The sequence below is a fragment of the Pseudoalteromonas sp. MER144-MNA-CIBAN-0113 genome (assembly GCF_040308965.1).
GTDB lineage: Bacteria > Pseudomonadota > Gammaproteobacteria > Enterobacterales > Alteromonadaceae > Pseudoalteromonas > Pseudoalteromonas tetraodonis.
Genome location: NZ_JBEOOG010000012.1, coordinates 37,395 through 62,293, shown reverse-complemented (window position 1 = coordinate 62,293; position 24,899 = coordinate 37,395). Strand labels below are relative to the sequence as shown.

At 40.3% G+C, this 24,899-nt stretch carries 15 protein-coding genes; 4 read left to right on the top strand and 11 right to left on the bottom strand.

The features are described 5' to 3' along the window. Positions 1 to 4: 4 nt before the first annotated feature. The 4 genes from AAEY57_RS05005 to AAEY57_RS04990 form a co-directional block, all read right to left on the bottom strand. Positions 5 to 1,492 (bottom strand): MFS transporter, encoded by a 1,488-nt coding sequence (locus AAEY57_RS05005; protein WP_076921004.1) that lies wholly within the window; start codon positions 1,490 to 1,492, stop codon positions 5 to 7. Further along, entirely contained in the window at positions 1,482 to 3,344 is a 1,863-nt protein-coding gene (locus AAEY57_RS05000) for an alpha-amylase family protein (RefSeq protein ID WP_350606710.1), read from the bottom strand. The genes AAEY57_RS05005 and AAEY57_RS05000 overlap by 11 nt, the downstream gene beginning before the upstream one ends. Positions 3,345 to 3,492: 148 nt before the next feature. Beyond that, positions 3,493 to 4,986, bottom strand: coding sequence for a tryptophan halogenase family protein (locus AAEY57_RS04995; RefSeq protein WP_128583609.1), 1,494 nt, complete (start codon positions 4,984 to 4,986; stop codon positions 3,493 to 3,495). 118 nt (positions 4,987 to 5,104) lie between these two features. Beyond that, positions 5,105 to 7,906 (bottom strand): TonB-dependent receptor, encoded by a 2,802-nt coding sequence (locus AAEY57_RS04990; protein ID WP_350606707.1) that lies wholly within the window; start codon positions 7,904 to 7,906, stop codon positions 5,105 to 5,107. Positions 7,907 to 8,564: 658 nt separating this feature from the next. Here AAEY57_RS04990 and AAEY57_RS04985 point away from each other — a divergent pair. Continuing rightward, positions 8,565 to 10,205: an alpha-glucosidase family protein gene (locus AAEY57_RS04985; RefSeq protein ID WP_008110575.1), complete on the top strand. Its 1,641-nt coding sequence runs from the start codon at positions 8,565 to 8,567 to the stop codon at positions 10,203 to 10,205. Between the two features lie 53 nt (positions 10,206 to 10,258). Here the strand turns inward: AAEY57_RS04985 and AAEY57_RS04980 are convergent, their stop codons facing one another. Next, positions 10,259 to 10,813, bottom strand: a complete 555-nt coding sequence (locus AAEY57_RS04980) for a TIGR00645 family protein (RefSeq protein ID WP_028835834.1) — start codon at positions 10,811 to 10,813, stop codon at positions 10,259 to 10,261. Between the two features lie 243 nt (positions 10,814 to 11,056). On the opposite strand from AAEY57_RS04980, the gene AAEY57_RS04975 reads away from it, so the two are divergent. Continuing rightward, the gene (locus tag AAEY57_RS04975) at positions 11,057 to 11,299 is read left to right on the top strand and encodes a hypothetical protein (RefSeq protein ID WP_290187490.1); all 243 of its coding nucleotides are present in this window, start codon (positions 11,057 to 11,059) and stop codon (positions 11,297 to 11,299) included. 166 nt (positions 11,300 to 11,465) lie between these two features. On the opposite strand, the gene topA is transcribed toward AAEY57_RS04975, so the two are convergent. Beyond that, positions 11,466 to 14,174, bottom strand: a complete 2,709-nt coding sequence (topA, locus tag AAEY57_RS04970) for a type I DNA topoisomerase (protein WP_290187489.1) — start codon at positions 14,172 to 14,174, stop codon at positions 11,466 to 11,468. 253 nt (positions 14,175 to 14,427) lie between these two features. Next, on the bottom strand, positions 14,428 to 17,139 hold the full coding sequence (locus tag AAEY57_RS04965; RefSeq protein WP_138765180.1) for an Ig-like domain-containing protein: 2,712 nt from the start codon (positions 17,137 to 17,139) through the stop codon (positions 14,428 to 14,430). 185 nt (positions 17,140 to 17,324) lie between these two features. Here AAEY57_RS04965 and AAEY57_RS04960 point away from each other — a divergent pair, with 185 nt between their 5' ends. Next, positions 17,325 to 18,656, top strand: a complete 1,332-nt coding sequence (locus tag AAEY57_RS04960; protein WP_013464802.1) for a dicarboxylate/amino acid:cation symporter — start codon at positions 17,325 to 17,327, stop codon at positions 18,654 to 18,656. Positions 18,657 to 18,739: 83 nt separating this feature from the next. Here AAEY57_RS04960 and sohB read toward each other — a convergent pair whose 3' ends face one another. Both sohB and AAEY57_RS04950 read right to left on the bottom strand, forming a co-directional pair. After that, positions 18,740 to 19,756 (bottom strand): protease SohB, encoded by a 1,017-nt coding sequence (gene sohB / locus AAEY57_RS04955; RefSeq protein WP_128583642.1) that lies wholly within the window; start codon positions 19,754 to 19,756, stop codon positions 18,740 to 18,742. A gap of 100 nt (positions 19,757 to 19,856) precedes the next feature. Continuing rightward, complete coding sequence (locus tag AAEY57_RS04950; RefSeq protein ID WP_350606702.1) at positions 19,857 to 22,292, bottom strand: VolA/Pla-1 family phospholipase; 2,436 nt, start codon at positions 22,290 to 22,292, stop codon at positions 19,857 to 19,859. Between the two features lie 207 nt (positions 22,293 to 22,499). Between AAEY57_RS04950 and AAEY57_RS04945 the strand changes: the two genes are divergently transcribed. Next, on the top strand, positions 22,500 to 23,246 hold the full coding sequence (locus AAEY57_RS04945; protein ID WP_128583614.1) for a YciK family oxidoreductase: 747 nt from the start codon (positions 22,500 to 22,502) through the stop codon (positions 23,244 to 23,246). 65 nt (positions 23,247 to 23,311) lie between these two features. Here the strand turns inward: AAEY57_RS04945 and rluB are convergent, their stop codons facing one another. Then, entirely contained in the window at positions 23,312 to 24,181 is an 870-nt protein-coding gene (gene rluB, locus AAEY57_RS04940) for a 23S rRNA pseudouridine(2605) synthase RluB (protein ID WP_008110001.1), read from the bottom strand. Continuing rightward, positions 24,178 to 24,768, bottom strand: a complete 591-nt coding sequence (gene scpB / locus AAEY57_RS04935) for an SMC-Scp complex subunit ScpB (protein WP_008110002.1) — start codon at positions 24,766 to 24,768, stop codon at positions 24,178 to 24,180. Before scpB ends, rluB begins: the two co-directional genes overlap by 4 nt. Between the last annotated feature and the right edge of the window lie 131 nt (positions 24,769 to 24,899).

Below are 24,899 nucleotides of genomic sequence, written 5' to 3'. Positions count from 1 at the left end.
TAAATTAAGACTGTTTAACACGCAGTACGGCAACCGCTGCAAGTACAAAAGACACAGCACCTAACATCAATGCGTAAATAGGTTGATTTTGGAAAAAGTGACGGAGTATCAGGCCAAGTACACTGGCGGCTAATAATTGTGGGATCACAATAAAAAAGTTAAATATTCCCATATACACACCCATTTTATGACTCGGTACAGAGGTACTTAACATGGCGTAAGGCAACGACAAAATAGACGCCCATGCAAAACCAATACCTATCATTGGCCAAATAAGTAAGCTCGGTTCTTGTATAAACATAAAGCTCGCCAAACCTAACGCACCTAAAATAAGGTTAAGTGCATGCGCTAGTTTTAAACCAACACGCTTAACGATGATCGGGATACATAAAGCCGCCAATGCAGCAAAACCGTTGTAAGCCGCAAATAATATACCCACCCAGTCTGCACCATTGTTATACGCCGCTGAACTTGTGTCGCTGCTACCATAATGAAAACTGGTTACCGCTGAGGTGGTGTAAATCCACATGGCAAATAATGCAAACCAGCTAAAAAACTGTACCCAAGCAAGTTGTTTCATCGCCTCTGGCATGGTAAATACATCGTTAACGACTTGGTAAAAGCCACCGCTGGTGTGGTTTTTTGCCTGTAGTGCGGCTGCAATAAATTGAATAACGCCAAAACTCACTAAGCCAGCTGCTAATAGGTACAGCTCTTTTTCTAGGTTTAATCCCGTGACTAAACCAAGTACGGCAAGCCCTAACACGGTAAATACACTGCCGCCTTTACTAAAGTTAATTTGTGCACAAACCGTCTGTTCGACTTGAGTTTGCTCTTGTTGATTAAATGCGGCCAATTCTTCAGGTGAATATTCTTTGGTGGTTATAATTGTCCAGCCCACTGCGACCAGCAATACAACTGCACCAAAGTAAAATGAGTACTTTACTGAATCAGGAATTTGCCCTGCAGCGGCGGTGTTGGCAATATCAAACCAGTTTGTCATCATCCAAGGCAGTGCAGAAGCAACCACGGCGCCTACGCCTATAAAAAAGCTTTGCATGGCATAGCCTGTGGCACGCTGTTTGTTTGGTAGGTTATCGCCTACAAGGGCGCGAAATGGTTCCATGGTGACGTTAATCGATGCATCCATGATCCATAACATGCCCGCTGCAATCCAAAGTGTTGGTGAGTTTGGCATAACAAATAACGATAATGTGGTTAAAATAGCGCCGTATAAAAAAAACGGACGACGGCGGCCTAATTTGCCCCAGGTTTTATCGCTCCAGTAACCAATAATTGGCTGTACAATTAAACCGGTAAGTGGTGCTGCCACCCACAAAATAGGAATGTCATCTACATTCGCTCCAAGGGTTTGAAATATTCGGCTTACATTACCGTTTTGCAGTGCAAAGCCAAATTGAATGCCTAAAAAGCCAAAGCACATGTTCCATATTTGCCAAAAGCTTAAAGTTGGTTTGTTATTATAATTCATGGTCAGCCTTATTTGTTAAAACGGCACTACTGAGTGCATCAAGGGTCAGCGTAAAGGTTGTATTTTGTTTCTCATCGCTCACCAAAATACCGTTATGCGACTCTAATAGATCGTAAAGCGTTGAGTTTGGTTTGAGCATTGTTGCTTGATTTGGCGTGAGCGTAATAGTGACTGTTTGCGCTTGCTGACTGAAGTTACTCAGCACCCATAATGATTGTTGCCCTAAGGTACGCACAAAACCAACCACGCTGTCACTCCCCGTGATCATAAGTTGCGCCATATCGCCGGCAACAATCGCTGGTAAATCGTTAAGTGCCATAATTGAAATATAATATTGGCGTAATTGCGCTTGTTCAGCTGTTAACTGACCACCATCAAACTTGCCGTTGTTCATCCACGCTTGATGCGCTGGCACGCCAATATAATCAAAAATACTGGTGCGAGTTGGTTTGCCAAAACCAGCCTCTTCAGAGCCATCTTCACCTACATCTTGGCCAAAATATAACAGTGTTGGCGAGCGGCTAATAAGGTTTGATACTACCAATGCGGGTTTGCCCTTTTCACTGCTACCTGCAAAATCGGGGCTGGCAATGCGTTGTTCGTCATGGTTTTCTAGAAAATGCAGCATGTGCTGTTCAATATCTGCCACTTGTTGCTGTGCTGCAAAAATGCTGCTCGCGGCTTGCTTGCCTTGCATTATGGCTTTTAAGGTGTCGTAAAAGCCTACTTTGTCATACAAGTAATCCATTTTACCTTGGTGAATGTAAGTTCGGTACATCAATGGGTTGTACACTTCGGCAAGTAAAAATGCATCAGGTTTATGCATTTTTATCGATGAATTTAAAAAGCTCCAAAATTCAACCGGCACCATTTCAGCCATATCATAGCGAAAGCCATCCACGCCTTTATCTAACCAATAAAGCGCAATATTTCTAAATTTATACCAACTATTTGGCAGTTCTTTATCTTGCCAAAAGGCATAATGTGCACGGTAATCTTGGTTTTCTAGCGCCTTAGGTAAAGTTGGAAAATCTAGGCTACCATCGGGTTTAACACCGTAGTTAACTTTTACCGTTTCGTACCAGTCGTTTATATCAGGCTTTGGAGCACGTGCACCATTGCCAGTCCATTTAGCCGGTGTTTCATTAAATTTACCATCAGCTAAAGGATGAGAATTTCCGCCAAGCACCTGATAACTATCGCTCGAAGGCACTTGAAATGACTCACCGGGTACATAATAAAAGTTATTATTAACATCATAGTCTTTGCGAGTATCGTCTTGTTCACCAAAGTCTTTAACGCCATTAGGTTTAGCCGTTGAGTGGTAATCACGTGCAACGTGATTGGGCACAATATCAATAATTACTTTCATATCATGATCGTGGGTACGTTCAATAAGCGCGCTAAACTCTTCGATTCTGTTCGTTACATTTACCGCCAAATCAGGGTTTACATCGTAATAATCTTTTATTGCGTAAGGCGAACCTGCACGCCCTTTAACCACATCTGGATCATCCTGACTAATACCATATTCGGTGTAATCACCCACTAAGGCATGATGTAAAACGCCGGTATACCACACATGGGTCGTTCCTAATTCTTTAATGCCTTTAAGCGCAGCATCGTTAAAATCAGCAAACTTACCTACCCCATTTTGCTCTTTAGTACCCCATGGAATGTTTGCGGTTTGAGTATTACCAAATAAACGGGTAAACACTTGATAAACAACTGGCTTTACAGGCTCTGTCTTATTTACAATCGTTTTTGCTTGCGTGCTTTCATTATCATCACTGCAGCCTTGCACAACTAATGTGCTTGATAGCAGCAAGGGTATGTAAAATCTTTTTTTCATTGTGTGTGTCATTTTTATTTCAGTGTTGTCATTGGTTTATACTAAAGCTAACTGTAGTTTGGTTACAGTTGCTGCATACGTATTCACAGCTACATTCAGCACCTGTTAACCCAAAAATTAAACTGCCCGCATGAAAATTTTTGGGGGCTTACTTTGGTTTTAAACTACTTAAAAATACGGTGTGACTTGGCAGTTGCTCTACCGTTGAATTTATTAATGTTTTTAAATTACTAAATAACTCGGCTAATTGCTCATTGGTTAATGAATCTGCTAGCGCACCGTAATCATCGGGTAATAGGCCTTGACCTATCATGACTTGTTGCCACGCCACTTCGGCAAATAACTCGTCGTTTTCGCGCACGACTTTGCCCGTTTGTTTAAATAAATCCATTTTATGCGCTAACGATTGCGGAATTTCCATTTGCTTACATTGACGCCAAAATGGAGTATCTTTCCGCTCAGTTAGCTTATAGTGCAAAATAATGAAGTCACGAATATGCTCGATTTCGGTGATGCTTTGCTTATTAAATTCTGTTACTAACGCATCACTAACCCCATGGTGAGGAAATAACTTAATTAAACGCGTCACAGCACTTTGTATTAGATGAATACTGGTTGATTCAAGTGGCTCTAAAAACCCACTCGATAAGCCAATGGCGACGACGTTTTTATGCCACTGTTTTAAACGACGACCTGTTTTAAACTTAATTAATCGGGGTTCAGTAATAGGCTCTGCAGGAAGATTATTGAGTAATAATTGTTTTGCATCGTCATCAGATATATGGCGGCTACAATATACTAAGCCATTCCCCATTCTGTGCTGTAATGGAATTTGCCACTGCCAACCGGCACTGTGCGCAATTGAACGTGTATAAGGTTTTAATTCACCATTTGATGCTGTTTGTACTGCAATGGCGCTATCGCAGGGTAAGTAGTGCGACCAATCTACAAACCCAGTATTGAGTGTTTGCTCAATCAATAAGGCACGCAAGCCCGTACAATCTAAAAATAAATCGCCACTGATACTGCTGCCATCATCAAGGGTTAGGCTCTGAATATTGCCACTGGTTGGGCACTGCATGACCTCATTAATTTTAGCATCTAGATGTTTTACCCCCCGCTCTGTGGCTAAGTGCTTTAAAAACTCAGCATACAAACTGGCGTCAAAATGATACGCGTAGCTTAATCCTGGCAACGACGTGTTAGAAATGGTATTCAGTGGAGCAAATTTATTGTTTTTCGCAGCCTGATAATTTAATGAAAAATCCCAAAAATCATCTTTGCACCCTTGCGTTTGGCCTTTAAGCCAAAAATTATAAAAGTCACAAAAAGGAAAGTTTTTACCCAAAGTGCCAAACGCATGCATATAACTGTGTGCTGAGCTTTTCCAGTTTTCAAACTCAATACCAAGCTTAATCGTCGCGTTAGTGGCATTTATAAAGTGTTGTTCATTGATACCCAATGCATTATTTAGCTGCATTATAGGGGGAATAGTGGCTTCCCCTACGCCCACTGTGCCAATGTGAGTTGATTCTATTAGGGTAATATTAATTACTTTACCTAATACTTTATTTAACAGTGCAGCGGCTATCCATCCAGCTGTACCACCGCCTGCAATGACGACGTGTTTTATTGGTTTCATATGTTTGTCCACTTTTTGCTGTGTATTAAAGCCGCTAAAATAATTTATTAGGTAAAGTCACTATAAAAAAGCCCTTGTAAAACTAATTACAAGGGCTAATATCTTAACTAAATTTCAGTTAAAGCTTGTAGCTAAATCCAAGAATAAAGTTACGCCCATAATCTTGGTAATCACGCACTTGTAAGGCATTATCACCACTTAGTGTTGTAAATGGTTCTTCAGTGATATTTTGTACTTGGAATGTCACATTTAAGCCATCTAAGCTCTCAACACCTGCTTCGCCAAAATCATAGCCAACTTGTACGTCCCAAATTGTTTCACCTAAGATATTCACTTGCTGTGTTTCATAACCCGCGTTGTAAATATCACCTTTAAAGTCGCTGCGTTTACGCATACTAGTACGTGCTTGGAAACCATAGTTTTCATAATAAAAAGTTAAGCTTTCAATTTTATCCGACAAACCAGGTAATTCGTATTCATTACCGTTTTGATCTTCAATATCTTGTTCAATTCCAGTATGGCTGGCAATTAAACCAAAACCTTCTAATGAATCACTAAAGACGTTAAACGGTAGAGCAAGAGACAATTCATAACCCCAAAGGTCTCCACCACCGCCATTCACTTTACCTGATGCAGTACCACTACTATTCTCTGGTATCTCACCCGTTGAAGGGTCAGCAACCCCTGACATATCAACTTCGTATACGCCATCAAATATCCATTGACTTAAGTCTTTATAAAATACAGCCGCTGAGAAGTAGCCTTCTGCACTAAAGTAGTTTTCATAAGTCAAATCAAAACCCGTTGCTTCTTTTGGTTCAAGTGTAGGGTTACCACCCGATACTGACCAATAGTTGCCATTCTCATCAGGACGCTCTGAATTATAGCTCGCATTAACAGAAGCATTCATTTCATCTAGGCGGGCTCGTGAGATAGTTTTAGCGGCACCAAAACGCACAGTTTGATTTTCATCTAGCGCTAAAGATAAATTAAGACTAGGTAAAACATGACTATAATCGTGTGACACATTGTTAGGAACGGCTTCAACTAGACCTGTCACGTCATTCGGCACAGCCGCAAAACCTTGCGAAGATTGCTCAGTTCTAACATAGCGAACACCAAAGTTACCTGTTAATGGTAGTTCACCTACTTCAGCATTAATATCAGCTTGAACAAAAAACGCCGTAACTTTTTCTTGAACTGTGTACGACTGCGTAGTGTGTTTTATATCCGTTAAACTTTCTTGAATTGAGTCATAATATCCATCGTCAACTAGTGCACGGGTATCATAGGCAATCATATCCCCCATACCGATAAAGCCTAAGCTAGCTGTTCCGAGGCGATATTGCTCTGGAACGACAAGCGTACCAGGATTATCTAATGAGAAATCGCTTAATGTTAAGTAATACCCTTCAGACTTTTTACTCTTCTCGCGGTCGCGATATGACATACCAAAACTTACTTTGCTTAAGTAATCGTTTTCTAATAGCTTGCTTGCTGCTAGTTTTAAAGTATGTAGTTCATCATTAACTTCAGGTGCATTAATAAAGCCATCTTGTGCGGTGTTTTGATAAGCCGTATCATTTAAGCCGTACTTATTATTTAGCGCTGAGCTGGTTCCCCATGACAAAGGACCACCTAACTGAATTAAAGTATAATCACTATAATCTAACTCGTGGCTAAATTTGGCGCCGGTATTGCCGCCATTAAGTGAATAGCCAATGTTGTCAGCAATACCGTTTGCATCGCCACGGCCTGTGCCAGAATAACTTTGTAAGCTCCAGTCCTTACGCTCAACTTCAGATAAGCTCGCATCAAACTCTACCGACCATGAATCGTCAATGTCATATTTAGTATTAAATCCAAATTGCGTTAATTCAGCATCACGTTCTTCAACATCATTACGAACTACAACGCGTTGACCTTGCGTTGTTGCACTGGTAATAAACCCAGATTCTTCATCTATAGCTAGGCTATTTGGATCAATATTGCCTTGCCCACCCCAACCAGGAAAAAATGGAATTTCAATACCACGTAGGATTTTTTCATCTGTAAAATCAACATACAACGCATCAAATGTCATGTTTAAACGGTCATTTGGTGCAGCTTCAACTACTAGCATCGCTGAATCACGTTCAAGTGTTGATGAACGTACAAAAGGTTTAGCGCCGCCTAAGATTGAATAATTCTGTCCATCAACGTCGAATTCAGGGTATCCCCAAGAATTCCAGCGTTTTTCTTGGTTAGGTGAGCTCATAGTATTGTAAGCAAATGCAACACCTATAGTATCATCTGCAAACTGATCAATGTATGAAACCGTGCCACGAAAGCCTTTATCATCACCATCTGGGTTTAGCTTATCAAAACCTGACTGCTCTAACTGACCATTAAACATGATCACGCGTTCGCCTTTACTTAAAGGTTTTACCGTTTGCATGTCAATAACACCGGCAATGCCTTCAGCTTCAATGCTAGCACTTGGCGTTTTATATACAGTAACACCGCTCATAATTTCAGATGGGTAAAGGTCAAACTCAACACCACGGTTGTCACCAATAGATACCTGCTCACGGCCATTGAAGGTGGTTGCACTTTCGTTTTCACTAAAACCACGAACACTTACACGACTGGCACGGCCATCTAGGCGCTGTGCTGTTAAACCTGGTAAACGCGCGATTGATTCAGCAATAGATGTATCTGGAAGTTTACCAATGTCTTCTGCAGAGATAGACTCAACCACCTGTGTTGAAAAACGCTTAGTATTAATTGATTCAACAACACTACCGCGAAAACCTTTTACTTCAATAATTTCTACATCATCATTTTTTATTGTTTCTTCTTGTGCCGCAGTGGTGGCAAAGCTTGATAGTCCGGCAGCAGTTAATGCTAGCGTTAATATACTTGGTTTGAACATAGCCATAATGTTTTCCCGTTACCCATAATGTGATACCCGCTTACTTGCTTAAGTGATAGTTAAGCTTGCGAGCTTATTTTGTTGTCAGGATGAATACTAACGCTCGTATTATTTTATTAACAACTTTATGCATACGTATTCAAAGTAACGCAACACGTATAAAGTTAACATTAAATTTACACCTCAATTCATAAGTGACTGTTTTATTATGAGTTATTTTAGTGCAATTAGCATTTATAGCTTTAATGATAGTCATTATTTATTTTTTGATGAAATAAGCTCGTCATTAAACATAAATAAAGTGACACGACGCTATTTTATTTTCTAATTTATTATTATGGAGAACATTTATTTAAGTACAATTGGTAAGACCAATATAAATAATCACCAATTTAGTGCACGCCCTTATTTTTAAGCACCTAAATAACGCAAACAATAAATTAACAATTTAACAAACCAAATTGGTAAAGAGATATTCAATAAACCGGCGTTAAAATCGATGAAATAAGCGATTGATTTAACCTCTTTTAATTGCCTTAAAACGGTGCATACGTATGCAGACTTTTTACAGTATGACGGGCTTCAAGTATGCTTTTTCAAATAAACGAGGATTAACACCTCTAAAAAAGAACAACACAAAGACAGTGTGAAAACGGAGAAAGGCATGGCCCAAAAGCAATGGTATAAAGGTGCGGTTATTTATCAGGTTTATCCGCGTAGCTTTCAAGATAGCAACAACGATGGCATTGGTGACTTAGAAGGGATAATTAATCGCATTGATTACATTAAAAGTTTAGGGGTGGATGCTATCTGGATCTCACCTTTCTTTAAATCACCTATGAAAGATTTTGGTTATGATATTAGCGACTATCGCGATATCGACCCCCTTTTTGGTAACTTAGATGATTTTGATGAGCTCATTGCGCAAGCACATCAACGCGATATTAAAATTATTATAGACCAAGTGCTTAGTCACACCTCAGATCAACACCAATGGTTTATTGATAGCCGTGAAGATTTAACCAACGATAAAGCTGATTGGTATGTATGGGCCGATGCTAAAGAAGACGGAACAGCACCAAACAACTGGTTGTCTATTTTTGGTGGCGGTGCATGGCAATGGGAGCCGCGTCGTGGACAATACTACTTACATAACTTTTTCACGGAACAGCCTGATCTTAACTTTCATAACCCTGATGTTCGCAAAGCTGTATTAGATAATGTTGAGTTTTGGCTTAAAAAAGGTGTTGATGGTTTTAGGTTAGATGCAATTAACTTTTGTTACCATGACGCACAGCTTCGTGATAATCCTGCAAAACCAAAAGAAAAGCGTCAGGGCCGTGGTTTTAGTGAAGACAATCCGTATGCTTTTCAGTATCACTACTACAACAACACACAGCCAGAAAACATTGAGTTTATGCGTGACATTCGCACCTTACTCAATAAATACCCAGGAACCGTGTCACTGGGTGAAATTTCATCTGAAGATTCATTAGCCACCATGGCAGAATACACCGCCGGTGGTGATAAATTGCACATGGGTTACAGCTTTGAGCTACTAACTGATGACTACTCGAGTGAATATATAAGAAACACCGTTACTACACTTGAACAACGTATGACTGAAGGCTGGCCTTGCTGGGCATTTAGTAACCATGACGTAGAGCGCGTTGCAAGCCGTTGGAGCGAAACGGGTGAAGTAAACCCTGCGCAATGTAAGATGTTAACCGCCCTATTGGCCTCGTTACGTGGTAGCGTGTGTATGTATCAAGGTGAAGAACTCGGGCTCGGTGAAGCAAGCGTTGCGTTTGAAGATTTACAAGACCCATACGGCATTACGTTTTGGCCAAACTTTAAAGGCCGTGATGGTTGTCGTACCCCAATGCCTTGGGAAAACCTTGATAGCTCACATGCCAATGCTCACAATGCGGGCTTTAGTGAAGTAAAACCGTGGTTACCTGTTGATCAACAACATAAGCTGCAAGCAGTTGCTGAACAAGAGAATGATTCAAACTCAATATTAAATGCGTACCGTGAATTTATGGCATGGCGTAAAAACCAGCCGGTATTACTTGAAGGTGATATTGAGTTTTTACAAACCGAAGAGCCAATCTTAGCGTTTTACCGTACTCTAAACGATGAAAAAATGTTGTGTGTATTCAATTTGAGTGCTTCACAAGCAAAACTTACTATTAATGCAAGTGTTGAAAATGAACATAACGACCTTTATCATCACAACGCAAAGCTTGATAATGAAACACTGACAGTTGAGCCATTTGGTTGTTATTACGCCCACTGCAGTTAATATTTACATTATTATAAAAAACCCGAGCACTGCTCGGGTTTTTTTAGCATTTTTTAATGGCTAATTGTTTTACTATTTAAGTAATCAGTAAATGCAAACAGTACACCCGACACAACAAAGGTCACGTGTATCAGCACTTTCCAGAGTAATTCATCATTTGAATGAGATGCAGAGCTTATAAACACCTTTAGTAGCTCAACGGCTGAAATGGCGACTATTGCACTAATCAGTTTCATTTTTAAACCAGAAAACCCTACTTTTCCCATCCATACGGGACGGTCCTCATGATTTTCGATATTAAGCTTAGAGACAAAGTTTTCGTAGCCACTGAATATAATAATTAATAAAAGTCCAGCTAACAAAGCGGTATCAACCAAAGTTAATATACCCACCAACAACTCTTGATTACTGGCAGTAAACGTTGCGATCCCCATCAAATACAGCTGTTTAAAAAATTTTATTAGTAATAAAACCACAGCAAATAGTAAACCGACAAAAAATGGGGCGAGTAACCAGCGTCCTTTGAATATAAACGACTCAAGAGCATGCTCTACTTTATGAACAGGTTGTATTTTTTTATTTATATTATTTGTATGTGGCTCTGACATAAGAACACCTAAAAATTAAAACGCGACATTAGCCTAAATTTAGCTGTAACACAATTAGTTAAGGTTAAACACTTTTACGCGATACGCTCATCTTGACGATAAAAATATTTCGTTTCCCTTTATTTTATATTCGATTAAAAATCAATATACCAACAGAGATGTTCTGGCTTGGTTACACTTGTTTTATGTAGGCATTGTATGAATACATAACTCGATTGTTACTCCATTTTTAGGAATAAGAAAATGAATAAAGCATTACTCGCGTTAATCGTTGCACCATTTTTCGTTTTATCTGCTGCTAATACAGTGGCAAACGATGCTACAGACGCTTCAGCTGAGACGATTCAAGAATTCACAGAAATGTGTGTTAGTTGGGCTAAAGAAGACGACGTAAGCAATGAAGAGCTTTATAACTATGTTTTAAAGTGTGTGAATGATGAACTAACATCTGAAGGCTATAACAAAGTCACTGCTGTTAAAATTTAATGAATAATTGTGTGAATTGAACCTAAATTGGTTACATTTTTTAATCCTGTAAAGTAAAAAATCAGATTAGAAATGCCATTGCGATAGGTTTGATTTGACAAAAAAACCGGAACTGTCACAGGCTGTGCGTTCCGGTTTTTTATTACTTAAAGCGGTGAATAATTAATTATTTATCGTCTTTTTTTACTTTTGCTTTCGCTTTACTTTTAGCAGGCGCTTTTTTAGCGGCGGCTTTCTTTTTAGGCGCGGCTTTTTTCTTAGCCTCTTCTACCCATTTACCACCTTCGTAGTGTGCCGTCCAACCAGTTGCTTTGCCATCAACCTCAGTCATTACATACTGTGATTTATTCTTACGACTGTAACGCACAACAGCAAGATTACCATCAGGATCTTTAGCTGGTGCATCAGCTAGGTAGTAAAACTTAGGCGAAATACGATCTCTAAAACGCTGTAACTCTTCTACTTTGGGGGCGCGTGTTTCTCGTGATTTAGGGAACGTATTTGCTGCTAAGAAAATACCTGCAGCACCGTCACGTAATACAAAATAGGCTTCAGACTTTTCACATTCTAATTCAGGAATATGAACGGGATCTTCTTTTGGTGGCGCAGCTTCGCCATTTTTTAATAACTTACGGGTATTTTTACACTCGTCATTGTTACAGCCAAAATACTTACCAAATCGACCTGATTTTAATTCCATATCAGAGCCACATTTATCACATTCAATAATAGGGCCGTCGTAACCTTTAATTTTAAACGTACCCTCTTCAACCACATGTCCATGACACGCTGGGTTATTACCACACACGTGTAGTTTACGGGTTTCATCGATAAGGTATGAATCCATCGCTGTTTCACAAATTGGACAGCGCTTCATTTGCATTAATGTTTCTGTTTCAACGTCTTCAACATCAGCTGCAACCGCTTCATCACCCGACACTAAGTTCATAGTGGTAGTACAGCGCTCTTTAGGTGGCAGGTTATAACCAGTACATCCTAAGAATACGCCCGTTGAAGCAGTACGAATACCCATTTTTCTGCCACACGTTGGGCAGTCAATGTCGGTTTCTACCATTTGATTAAGACGCATACCGCCTTCATCGGGTTCACCTTTGGCAATATTCAATTGCGTTGAAAAATCAGCGTAAAACTTATCGAGAACTTGCGTCCAAACACGCTCACCTTCGGCGATATCATCTAAACGGCCTTCCATTTTAGCGGTAAAATCGAAGTTCATTAAATCGGTAAAGTTTTCAACAAGGCGATCGGTGACAATCTCCCCCATTTTTTCAGCGAAAAAGCGACGATTCTCTACTCGTACATAACCACGGTCTTGTATCGTTGATATAATAGAGGCATACGTAGATGGACGACCAATCCCACGTTTCTCAAGCTCTTTAACTAAGCTTGCTTCACTAAAACGAGCCGGTGGCTTAGTAAAGTGCTGCTTAGGATCAAGCTCAACTAACGTGAGCACCTCGCCTTGCTTAACAGCAGGCAGCGATTGATCTTCTTCATTCTTTTTACGTACTGCCGGTTGCACTTTAGTCCAACCATCAAAACGTAAAACACGGCCTTTTGCTTTCAATGTAAAATCGTTGGCAGCGACCGTTAAGGTGGTTAAATCGTACTCAGCTGGCACCATTTGACAGGCCACAAACTGACGCCAAATAAGCTCATAAAGCTTTTTCGCATCGGCATCCACACCTTCAACATGCCCAGAAAGCACTGATACGCTAGAAGGACGAATCGCTTCGTGCGCCTCTTGTGCATTACCTTTAGAGCTATAGTTAATCGGATCAGCAGGTAAATACTTGGCACCAAACTCATTGGTTACGTATTCGCGACACATTTCAACCGCATCTTTCGATAAATTAGTTGAATCGGTACGCATATAAGTAATATAACCCCCCTCGTATAAACGCTGGGCAAGCATCATGGTCTTTTTAACGCCATAACCTAATCGGGTACTTGCTGCTTGTTGCATTGTTGAAGTAATAAATGGCGCACTTGGACGGCTCTTACTTGGTTTCTCTTCAACGCTGACAACTTTATATTCGGCATTCTCAAGGCTTTTAACTGCTGCACTAGCCTGAGCTTCATTTACTGGCTTAAATGGCTTGTCTGCTTGTTTAGTGACTTCTAAACGTAGGTCAGACTCGCTATTTTTAACATCGGCATGAATGTCCCAAAATTCTTCAGGAATAAATGCTTTAATTTCACGTTCGCGTTCAACTAATAAACGCACTGCAACAGATTGCACTCGACCCGCTGATAAACCACGCGCTACTTTAGCCCATAATAGGGGCGATACCATAAAGCCAACAACACGGTCTAAGAAGCGACGGGTCTGCTGTGCATAAACCATGTCGGTGTTTAACTCACCTGGGGTTTCGAATGCTTGTTGTATTGCATTTTTAGTGATTTCGTTAAAAACAACACGCTTATATTTTTCTGGCTCGCCACCAATAATTTCTTGAAGGTGCCAAGCAATAGCTTCCCCTTCTCTATCCAAATCCGTTGCAAGATAGATTTGATCAGCATTTTGGGCAAGCTTTTGTAATTCTTGAACAACCTTTTCTTTACCCGGCAATATTTCGTAATGTGGCTCCCATCCTTTTTCAGGATCGATTCCCATTCGCGCGACTAAGTTAGTATAGTCACGTTGCTGTTTATACGCTGCTTTCTCATCAGGTGGCATTTTACGCACCTCAGCAGGCGTTTTGCTTGCTGGTGCTTTGTTTTTGCCAGAACCTGAAGTAGGTAAATCTCGTACGTGTCCAATACTGGACTTTACGATAAAATCATTACCTAAGTATTTATTAATTGTTTTAGCCTTAGCAGGTGACTCTACAATTACTAGCGATTTGCCCATAGTTGCCTATTTCTAACCTAGTTTTTTAAATGTGTTTAGCCGACTCATGCGGCGCGAATATTTATAGGTATATCTACAAACACTAGTTCTTACAAGCTTTTAATACAAACTTTTCAGTATTTACTGAATAAACAAACAATTTCTGTTGTAAATTTAATCAAACCAGTGCTTTTTGAATAATTGATGTGGAATATATAGAATAGAAACAAAAATGCCAACCTTATTGGTTGGCATTTTCTATGCTTTATTAATTTTAAACCTTAGGCTCGTCTAAAATCGACATCACGGTATATTGAGTTTTCACCCCACCAGGGGTCACAAATTCAATGTATAAAAAGCCAGAATCAACATCATTTGGCTCAGCCTCTTTTGTAATATTTACTGAAACAGAGATAGGCACTTGTTGCGCAGTATTCACAACGGTGTAATCTGTTAACCCTCTTAACACACCATTATCGGCAGTGACAGTAACTGTAGTACCTGCAGGCAATGGATTGTTATAAATATCACTGAAGAAAATAGTCACTGAAATCGCGCTGTAAGGTGTGGAATTGCTAATATCAATAAGGTTTATGTCACACATACCCGCCATATCAGAAGCTTCTAAGCGAATACCATCACTTAAACTACAGTCATCTAAAGCCGTTACAGCTCTAATGTAAGGTGTACTTCCAGACATAACTAACTCTGAACGATCGCGTACATTTACTGTTTCACGCGTACATGCATTTGCAGCAAGCGCCTCGTCACTACATAACAAACCATTATAAATGCCATCGCCAGAATCAAACTGACCATTATTTAGTGCACCAGAGCGCTCCACATACCACTCATCCTCACCGCCATTAGAATTTACTGGGTTTGCAGGTGCGGGTAGATTTCCGTCAAAAATACCATTTTCATTAAAATCTATAAATGCTTCAGGTAAATCTTGTAATGTAGAATCAAACTCGTTTTGATTAAATTCACCGTTAGCAGATACATCATTAAATGATTCTTCACCCACTGAGTATGCTAACAAGCTTACACGCCCACCTAATGGATAATCTATTGGTGCATTACTTGGCGCATCCGCAAGTGATATTGGGTTACCACTACTATCAAGATAAGTAATTAGATTGCCGTTTGCGTCTAGTTGTGACTCTCTGATACCTAATGTACAAGGTGCTGCTTGACCAAAGTAACGGTCGCACTTATCAGCAACAGTATTCTTGTATTTGATATCACTATATGGAATTGGGTTTTGGCTACGCCACTGCGCTTTACACACACCATCTATGGTGCGGCAAAGTAATAAAGGTGTAAATTGTTGATCATCTATTGTGCCAACTGCACCACCTTCACTGGCAATATAAATTGCCGTGTTATCAGGAACAAAATTATTAAAGTGATCGGCTGCAAATACAGTTAAGTCTGTTGTCACCCCGGCTTCATTTAATGACTCGGTATTAAATGTTTGCACTGCAAGCGTAAAACTGTCTTGATCTGGCACACCAGTGGTAATGGTTATGTCATTTGACACAATAGAAATCACATTATTTTGTGATGTGTCGCCAGCCTCAACTTGATGTGATGCAATAACAGATAAAACTCCTGCGGCTCTTCCTGAGCGGACATTTACAGTTACTAAACCTTCGTTATTGGTAAACTGAAATGCACTGTCTAGCAACGCGCCGCCGGGGTTTTGCGAAAGAGCAAAATCAATCTGCTTTTGACCAACAGGGTTACCATTAATATCTAAAAGTTTAAAGGTAAGCTCTGAGTTTTCAGTGAGAGTCTGACCGCCAGCTCCTTTAATAGCTAACACTTGATTGGTCACACCCATAAACGCGATTGAACCCGTTTGAGCGGCAGCTACATTAATATTAATTGTTTTAGTGGCAACGTTGCCACCGGTAACCACGGTTGCTGTAATCGTATCTATACCATTACAACCATCCGCTTTATAAGTTGCGCTTGCCGTGCCGCCAATGCTAGTTACCACACTATCGATAGTGGCTCTAGGAGTAGATTCTTCAGCACATGCCGAGGTAAATTGTACTTCAAGTGGAGTGGTGAATAAGTTATTGCTGCCATCTACAATCTGAGCGGTAATAATAGTAGTAGAACCTGCAGACAACACATCACCAGTTGCAATACCCGCGCTTAAATTTACATTTACTTGAACAGCGTTAATTTCAAATAAAGCACTCGCAACGCCGCCCTGAGCGGTTAACTCAACTTGGCCAACACCTGAGCTACTGCCAGGCAATAAATTCAAAATAGCAACACCAAACGCATCCGTTTTAGCCGTTAAGCTTTCAGGTAATAAAATACCTAGCGTTGTTGTCGCTTGAACCAGTACATTACTTGCTGGCGTATTACTGCCAGGTTTGGTGATTTTTGCGTATACAATAGCTTGTTGCCCAAGTAAATTACTATTTTGAGAACAGTCAGATGGATCAAGCTCTATAGAATCTCTGTCTATATTTAACCAACTATCAGGGCAGTTTTGTAAAATTTTAATGTCAATATTTGCGGTTGAGTCATTCGATTGAGGCTCATCACCTGCCGTGTAAAAGCCAAGTTTACTTGTTGCGTCTTCGTAGCTGGCAACAATGGTTCCTGCTCCTTCAACACTACCCGCGCTAAGCTCGATAGTTGCAACACCGCTGGAATTTGTTAAAGCGCTACCTGTAGCCGGTATAAAAGAACCCAGTGTTGTGGTAAAGCTTACCTCTTGACGCACAACAGGTTGACCATCACTTCCGGTTACCGTTGCAACCACCTCTAACGGGTTATCGGCAGTAACAATTCTATCTTCAAAATCAAGTTCAACTTGAATTGCTTGTTCGACAACGTCTCCACCGGTGCCTCCAGTATCACCGCCAACGGTTCCACTTTCTTTTTCCAGTGAGCCACCACCGCCACAGGCGATGAGTAATGTGCTGAGCCATATAATGCTGAGCAAACGAGTTAAAGGCATAGGTTTCTCCGTTGCGCTATTACTAAGTTAAACTTATTTACTTAATGTTAACCTATAACTTAGTCTAAAATCTCAGTTTTTTACTCCTTTTTTTGATAAAAATTTTTAAAAAGTTGACGTTTTTTCTGTAAAAAAAATTACATGCTGTTAGTCTATGCCAAATTTATAAAAAATAGATTGGAAATATGTCTAAAATCCGTTCAATGAGTTTAACTACTCGCATCATGATTGGTATGGTGCTTGGTGTTGCAGTAGGCTTTATATTTCAGGCTATATTAGCTGGTGAAGACGATTACCTAATTCCTCTTGGGTTATTCTCTTTGCCAATTAAAGCCTTTTTTGTTGATGGCCTTTTTCATGTAGGTGGGCAAATATTTATCGCCAGTTTGAAAATGCTGGTTGTGCCTTTAGTATTTGTATCGCTGGTATGTGGTACCTGCAGTTTAAGCGATCCGAAGAAATTAGGCCGTTTAGGCGGTAAATCAATTGGTTTATACTTAGTTACAACGGCAATAGCGATTACAGTCGCGATTACCTTAGCGCTACTATTCAACCCGGGTGAAGGCATTGGGTTACCCTCTCAAGCAAGTTATGATGCCAAAGAAGCGCCTACTTTAGCTCGCGTAATTATTGATATGTTCCCTACCAACCCTTTTGAAGCAATGGCAAAAGGAAACATGTTACAAGTAATTGTGTTTGCTCTATTATTCGGTATTGCAATGGCACTTAGCGGAAAGGCAGGTAAACGTGTCGCTACTGTATTTGAAGACTTAAACACCGTTATCTTAAAACTGGTTACTTTGCTAATGAACATTGCCCCTTACGGCGTATTTTTCTTAATGGCTAAATTGTTCACTACCATTGAACTAAACTTAATTGTGAGTTTAGCTAAGTACTTTGGCGTGGTTGTATTAGCCTTATTACTACACGCATTTGTAAACTACACCCTACTGCTAAAAATACTCACGGGTCTAAACCCGCTCACTTTCTTGGCTAAAATGAAGCACACTTGTTTATTTGCTTTTAGTACCTCAAGTTCAAGCGCGACTATGCCTATTACACTTGAAACGGCAACTAAAAAGCTTGGCGCTAATAATTCGGTCGCTTCGTTTACTATTCCGCTTGGTGCAACCATTAACATGGATGGCACCGCAATTATGCAAGGTGTGGCTACGGTATTTATCGCTCAGGTATTTAGTGTTGACTTAACTATTTCTGATTACTTAATGGTGATACTAACTGCAACGCTTGCCTCTGTTGGTACGGCGGGTGTACCTGGTGTTGGTTTAATAATGCTAGCCATGGTACTTAACCAAGTTGGCTTACCTGTTGAGGGCATCGCCATTATTATTGGTGTAGACAGATTGCTTGATATGACCCGTACAGCAGTAAACGTAACGGGTGACTGTATGGTTACGTGTGTCGTCGCTAAAAGCGAAGGTGAACTAGATGAAAGTATCTTTAACGACCCAAATGCAGCAAAAGATTTAGAGGACTACCACAAATCTATTGATTAGTATTTCTGACAATAGTCATAAAAAAAGCCTTGCTACTTCGTTAAGTAACAAGGCTTTTTTGTTGGGTTTAAGTGATTAAATTATTAAGGGTTTAACGCCTTAAACTTTGACATTAAACTTACACCCGCTTTATTCACACCATGGCTCAAACCCATTGCCAGCTTGTCACTTAATCCTTTTTTAATCTTGTATTGCACTTTATAAATTTGATATTGCTGTTGTTGCTCTAACAACGCATCATCGCTGGTTTTAATAGTATCGACTAACCCTTTTTCAATTGCTTGGGTTGCAAACCAATGTTCACCCGTTGCCACTAAATCCATATTTAAACTTGGGCGCTGAGTGCTCACAAAAGTTTTAAACAATACATGAGTTTGCTCTATCTCTTCGCGGAACTTTTCACGGGCTTTATCGGTATTTTCACCAAATAAAGTTAACGTGCGTTTAAATTCACCCGCCGTTATTTGCTCAAACTCGACATCATTTTTCTTTAAAATTTTATTAAAATTTGGAATTTGTGCAATAACACCAATAGAGCCAACAATTGCAAACGGTGCTGCAATAATATGATCAGCCACACAAGCCATCATGTAACCACCACTGGCGGCGACTTTATCTATTGATACAGTCAACTCAATACCGGCTGACTTTAAACGTTGTAATTGTGATGCGGCTAAACCATAGCCATGTACAACTCCCCCGCCACTTTCAAGGCGAACTAACACTTTGTCTTTTTTTACATCAGCTATTGAAATTATCGCGGTCACTTCTTCTCGCAAGCTTTCTACTTCATGTGCGTCCATACTGCCATTAAAGTCAATAACATAGAGTCGTGATTTAGGCGCTTCTTTGTCCGCTTTTTTTTGCTCTGCTTTTTGTTGTTTTTGATAGGCTTTTAACTCTTTTTTACCTAGCGTATTATTTAAAAAGCTTTCTTTTATATTAGTCAGCTGCTCTGATAAGTCTTCTATTTCTATCTCGCCTTTTTTCGCTTTTGGCTTAACAGCCGAGCTTACAATTAAGGTTAAAATCACAGCAATAGCAATAACAAAGGTAAGGGTTTTGGCAAAAAACAAACCGTACTCGTATAAAAATTCCAATTGTGTTCTCCGTTTATAAATTTCAGCCAATTTAGCATGCTTTAACACAAAAAAAAGCCACTTAATAGTGGCTTTTTGTACTTAATTGAATGGTTGATTATTAATTAGTCACAACATTAGTATCTCGTACTGACAACAAACGTCCACGCGATGCTAGATAAGCTGCAACCTGAAATTGCATTTCTTCATTAGCTGCGGCGCTGCCCGCTGCTGTAGACGACTGTCTTTCATCTTGCGCCGGTGTCAATACCGAGCCATGATGACCTGTGTTAAATTTAACTAAATAGCTAGCGCCCATCTCTGTTGGTGCTTGAGTTGTACTCACTGTTTCTAACCCCATAAAATTAGCTAAAGGCAGTGTACCTGCAATTGGGTTGTTAGCAGTCATCGGCGGAATAACTTGGTCTGGCTTGTTACTATCAGTACCATCACCAACAACAACATTCATATACACAGGTGTTTCTAGTGCTTTAACGGTTGCTGCGTAGTTAGTCGGATCGCCGCTATCTAATGCTGTTTGTGCTGCAAATACAAACTGCGTCATCACGCCCTTGATGTTAGCCAGTTTATCAGCTTCTCCCGCCATCGTTAGCGATGCTGCAAATTCATTAAAGCCACAGCTTAAGAAGTCCTGCATGTCTGGTAACAAGGCGCCACAGTTTGATAACGCACCAGCATTTAAGAATGCATTAAACTCGTCAGCTTCAGCAGTTCCAGCTTGAGAAAGTACAGAGCCTTGAATAAATGGGCCAAACGCGGCTGACTCTAATAAGAAGCTAGCAATACCGCCACCGCCACTTGCCAATGCAACAGCATTAACTTTAAAGAATGGGTCTACTTGATCAGCCAATGGGCTATTCGCTTGTGCAATAAATGCAGGCGCTACAATTGAGCCCAGTGAATGGCCAATATAAGATACATCTCTAGAATTGAGTGAACTATCACCACTGAAGTTTAAGCCTAAACGTAAACCAAGTAAGTCGGCACTTGACTGGCGTAAGCTGTCTCTGGCGACCAATAACGAGCTTAGGTTCATGTAACTAAGTACAGAGCCTGATGTTGCGTTAAAGTCATCTGTGCCATCAACATCAACATCTATTCCACGCTCGCCATGACGAGGATGGTCAATTGCAACCGTTGCAAAGCCTTGAAGTGAAAGCTGTGCTGTTAGTGTCAACATGCTTTCTTTTTGTGTGGTAATACCGTGTTGCATAATAACCACTGGCCAGCCATTTTCTGGCATAGCAGCAAAAGGCTCTAAACCTAAGCCTGCACGGTATGCATTCACAACCGGTAAAATAGGCTTAGTAATTTGTACTGGCACAGTCGCCATACTTTGCATTTTAGGAATAACGTTATACTTGGTTAAATGACGCGTGCTATCTAAACCTAAATCACGAAGCTGTCCATCACTTAACGCTGCACATGTTGCATCGTTAACACTAATAGGATCAGTTGGGAACGCTTCACCCGCTTGCGCTTTATAACCCATGATAGCCACTGCGTTATCACACATACCTTGCCAGTAAGTATCATTTAAATCACTGATTTCTTTACCCTTCGGCGTACCTAAATACATAGGTAACTGAATACTGCCCTTTTGGTACTGTGCTACTTGGAATACGTCAGGTACCGTTACACCTTGTATTGCAAACGCTTGTTGTACATTAGCCATAGGCTGTGTTGGAATTTGCAACGCAGGCGTTGGAATTGTTGGCTCTGTTAAGCTTGCTGCTAAAATCTTTTTGATTGTGCCAAGCACAGGACCTGCTGATTGCATTGTCATGGCAGCTGAGTAAATAATATCGTCTTTGGTGATATCACCCGAGCTCACCACTACGTTTTCGTAGCTGTTAACAGCCCCTTGCAGCGCAAGTTGTGATGGCGTTACTAACGGCGCTTCTTGTTTAACAGTCGCATATGTTGATGATGGCTCAATTGAGCGACCTTCTGAATCTTTAAGCCCAGTCGTTAATACATTAATGTACGAGCTACCAGCCTTAAATGGCTTAAGTGGAATAATTGCAACCGCGTCTCCAGAGCCTAGTGTAACAAAATCAACACCAAAGGTTAATTCGCCCACTAATTTACATGCAGCACCGGCTGGTGCTTGTGAGCATTCGGCATCTGTTAGGCTTGCACCCATGATCACTTCAAAAATACGTACTGTGCCTGGTGAAGCTGCAGACGTTTCATCTAGGCTAATGCCCGGTGGAAACGTTAAATCTATTTTAAAAGGAACTTGCGTAGACCAGCCATCAAGTGCCCCTAGTGCAAGTTGCGGATCTGCATACGCAGCGCGAGGGATAGAAACATTTTCGTCATTTAGCTCACCAGGAATGTTTAATGTGCCATCGCGCGTACCGCTCATCAATAAATCATTAGGAACCGAAATTACACCATTTGCAGGGTCAAATTTTACCGTAGCTTTTGGAATAACTGTAACTGAATCGTTTTTAACATCTTCTAACGTTTCTCCGCCGCCACAGCCTGCTAATGCAGCTGCAACTGAGAGCGAGAGTAGCATTTTTTTCATAGTGTTCTCCGCACAAATCTTATTTTTATAGTGTGTTTATAGTCAGTGTAATCAAGTTAAAATAATGTAGCTAGTATATTAATGAGACATTAGACCAGTTAAACTTAACGTAAACTTTCTAGTTTCGCCACCTAAATTTGTAATAAATTCGATTACTTGTCGATTTGCTATGTTAAAATCAAAAAAAATTTAAACATTGGTACTTTTATGCATACCTATCAAGCAACTGAAAACGCACTTAAAGACAAAGTAATTTTGATAACAGGCGCAGGTGATGGTATCGGCCGTGTTGCAGCAATTACTTATGCTAAACATGGTGCAACCGTTATTTTATTAGGAAAAACAACTAATAAACTAGAATGTGTGTATGACGAAATCGTCAATGCAGGCTACCCACAGCCAGCGATTGTGCCTATGGACTTAAAAGGTGCAACTAAACAAAACTACCGCGACCTTGCTGCAACTATCGAGAGCCAATTTGGCCGCCTTGATGGACTATTAAATAACGCGGGTATTTTAGGTACTTTAGGGCCGTTGGAGCACTTTTGTTCATCAACATTCGAAAATGTAATGAAAGTAAACGTAACAGCACAAGCGATGATCACCAAAGCGTTGTTCCCTGTAATGCGTAAGTCAAAAAGTGCTTCAGTGGTATTTACCTCATCGGGTGTAGGTCGTAAAGGAAGAGAATTTTGGGGACCTTACGCTATTTCTAAGTTTGCGGTAGAGGGTATGATGCAAACATGGGCGTGTGAAGTTGAAAAAACGCCAATCCGTGTTAACTGCATCAATCCAGGCGCAACACGTACATCAATGCGTGCAAGTGCATTCCCAGGTGAAGATCGTGATTTACTTGCAACACCTGAAGATTTAATGCCAACTTACCTGTATTTAATGAGTGATGACTCAAAAAATATCAATGGCCAATCGTTAGACGCACAAGTTAAAAAATAATATTTAGTTTTAAACGTAAAAAAGCCGCTATGAAAAGCGGCTTTATTGTTTTATTAGTAGCGTAATTACTTACGTTTAGTCGGTTTTACACGTTGATTATGCTTTTTAACCGCCTTACGAATTTGATTTATTTTCGCGCGCTTATCTTTACGTTTTTCAGGGATAACCGACAGCTTAGTTTGCGTTTCTTTACCAAGTTTAACTGTTTTACGTAAATAGTTAACTGTGTCTAAATCGTACTCAATCCAACCACCTTGTGGTACACGCTTATCAAGCTCTAATTTACCGTAACGTATACGAATTAGGCGTGACACTTCCACATCTTGTGATTGCCATAAACGACGAACTTCACGATTACGACCTTCGTTAAGAGTTACGTTGTACCAGCGGTTAATACCTTCACCGCCCATAGGCTTAATACCGGTAAATTTAGCCGGACCATCTTCAAGCTCTACACCGCGAAGTAAGTTTTTCATTGTTTCGTCAGTCACTTCACCAAATACACGAGCTGAGTATTCGCGTTCAACTTCGTAGCTCGGGTGCATTAAGCGATTTGCTAATTCACCATCATTGGTAAAAAGCATCAACCCTGACGTATTCACATCTAATCGTCCTACTGCTATCCAACGATCGCCATCTATACGTGGCAAACGGTCGAATACAGTACGACGACCTTCTGGATCTTTACGAGTACTTAGTTCGCCCTCTGGCTTGTTGTACATAATTACGCGACAAATTCTGTCAGCTTTTTCTTCAATTTTAACAGTGTGGCCGTCAACACGAATTAAATCGGTTTCTTCAACCCTGTCGCCTAACTTAGCTACTTTACCGTTTACACTCACACGATTAGCGTCAATGTATTTTTCCATTTCGCGGCGTGAACCTACCCCTGCGCGGGCTAGGACTTTTTGTAACTTTTCACCTTGTATACTCATTTGGATGGTTCTCTCACAGAAGGATCACTTAATAACTGGGTAATTTTACTTTGCTGTTGCTCTGGCAATGCAGGTAAATCATGAAGTCCCGTTATTGAAAAATAATCTAAAAATTGTTTAGTCGTTGCATAAAGTGCCGGTTTCCCAGGTACTTCTTTATGCCCAACTACTTTAACCCACTCTCTTTCAAGCAGAGTTTTAATAATATTTGAGCCTGTTGCTACGCCCCGTACTTGCTCAATTTCACCACGGGTAATAGGTTGTTTATATGCAATTAGCGACAAGGTTTCGAGTAAAGCTCGCGAATACTTAGGAGCGCGTTCTTGCCATAAATTACTCAACCATGGGCTTAAACTGCTACACGCTTGAAAACGATACCCACTGCCTACCTCAACTAAGCGTATACCTCGGGTTTGATAATGAACTTGAATTGCCTCTACAGCATCATTAATGCGCGCCATAGAAATTGCTAAATCGTTTAAAACCGTGTCCTTAAGATGACGTTTTGATACGGGCTTATCTGCCACAAAAATCGCCGCTTCAATGATTTCAATTAATTGTTCATCACTAATTCGCCGACCTACCATAATCACTCTTAAGTTAATAAAAACACACAGCCATCTATTATGACAGAACAATCACAAACTAGGAAAATATATTAACAAAATAACGTTTCATAGGCATAAAAAAGCCAGTGAAAAACACTGGCTTGATATCA

What these genes read in the sequence shown, in the direction of transcription:
- AAEY57_RS04990 (WP_350606707.1), bottom strand. Translation starts at nt 7,906, where the DNA reads ATGGCTATGTTCAAACCAAGTATATTAACGCTAGCATTAACTGCTGCC.
- AAEY57_RS04960 (WP_013464802.1), top strand. Translation starts at nt 17,325, where the DNA reads ATGTCTAAAATCCGTTCAATGAGTTTAACTACTCGCATCATGATTGGT.
- AAEY57_RS05005 (WP_076921004.1), bottom strand. Translation starts at nt 1,492, where the DNA reads ATGAATTATAATAACAAACCAACTTTAAGCTTTTGGCAAATATGGAAC.
- AAEY57_RS04985 (WP_008110575.1), top strand. Translation starts at nt 8,565, where the DNA reads ATGGCCCAAAAGCAATGGTATAAAGGTGCGGTTATTTATCAGGTTTAT.
- AAEY57_RS04975 (WP_290187490.1), top strand. Translation starts at nt 11,057, where the DNA reads ATGAATAAAGCATTACTCGCGTTAATCGTTGCACCATTTTTCGTTTTA.
- AAEY57_RS04950 (WP_350606702.1), bottom strand. Translation starts at nt 22,292, where the DNA reads ATGAAAAAAATGCTACTCTCGCTCTCAGTTGCAGCTGCATTAGCAGGC.
- rluB (WP_008110001.1), bottom strand. Translation starts at nt 24,181, where the DNA reads ATGAGTATACAAGGTGAAAAGTTACAAAAAGTCCTAGCCCGCGCAGGG.
- AAEY57_RS04965 (WP_138765180.1), bottom strand. Translation starts at nt 17,139, where the DNA reads ATGCCTTTAACTCGTTTGCTCAGCATTATATGGCTCAGCACATTACTC.
- AAEY57_RS04980 (WP_028835834.1), bottom strand. Translation starts at nt 10,813, where the DNA reads ATGTCAGAGCCACATACAAATAATATAAATAAAAAAATACAACCTGTT.
- AAEY57_RS04945 (WP_128583614.1), top strand. Translation starts at nt 22,500, where the DNA reads ATGCATACCTATCAAGCAACTGAAAACGCACTTAAAGACAAAGTAATT.
- topA (WP_290187489.1), bottom strand. Translation starts at nt 14,174, where the DNA reads ATGGGCAAATCGCTAGTAATTGTAGAGTCACCTGCTAAGGCTAAAACA.
- AAEY57_RS05000 (WP_350606710.1), bottom strand. Translation starts at nt 3,344, where the DNA reads ATGAAAAAAAGATTTTACATACCCTTGCTGCTATCAAGCACATTAGTT.
- AAEY57_RS04995 (WP_128583609.1), bottom strand. Translation starts at nt 4,986, where the DNA reads ATGAAACCAATAAAACACGTCGTCATTGCAGGCGGTGGTACAGCTGGA.
- scpB (WP_008110002.1), bottom strand. Translation starts at nt 24,768, where the DNA reads ATGGTAGGTCGGCGAATTAGTGATGAACAATTAATTGAAATCATTGAA.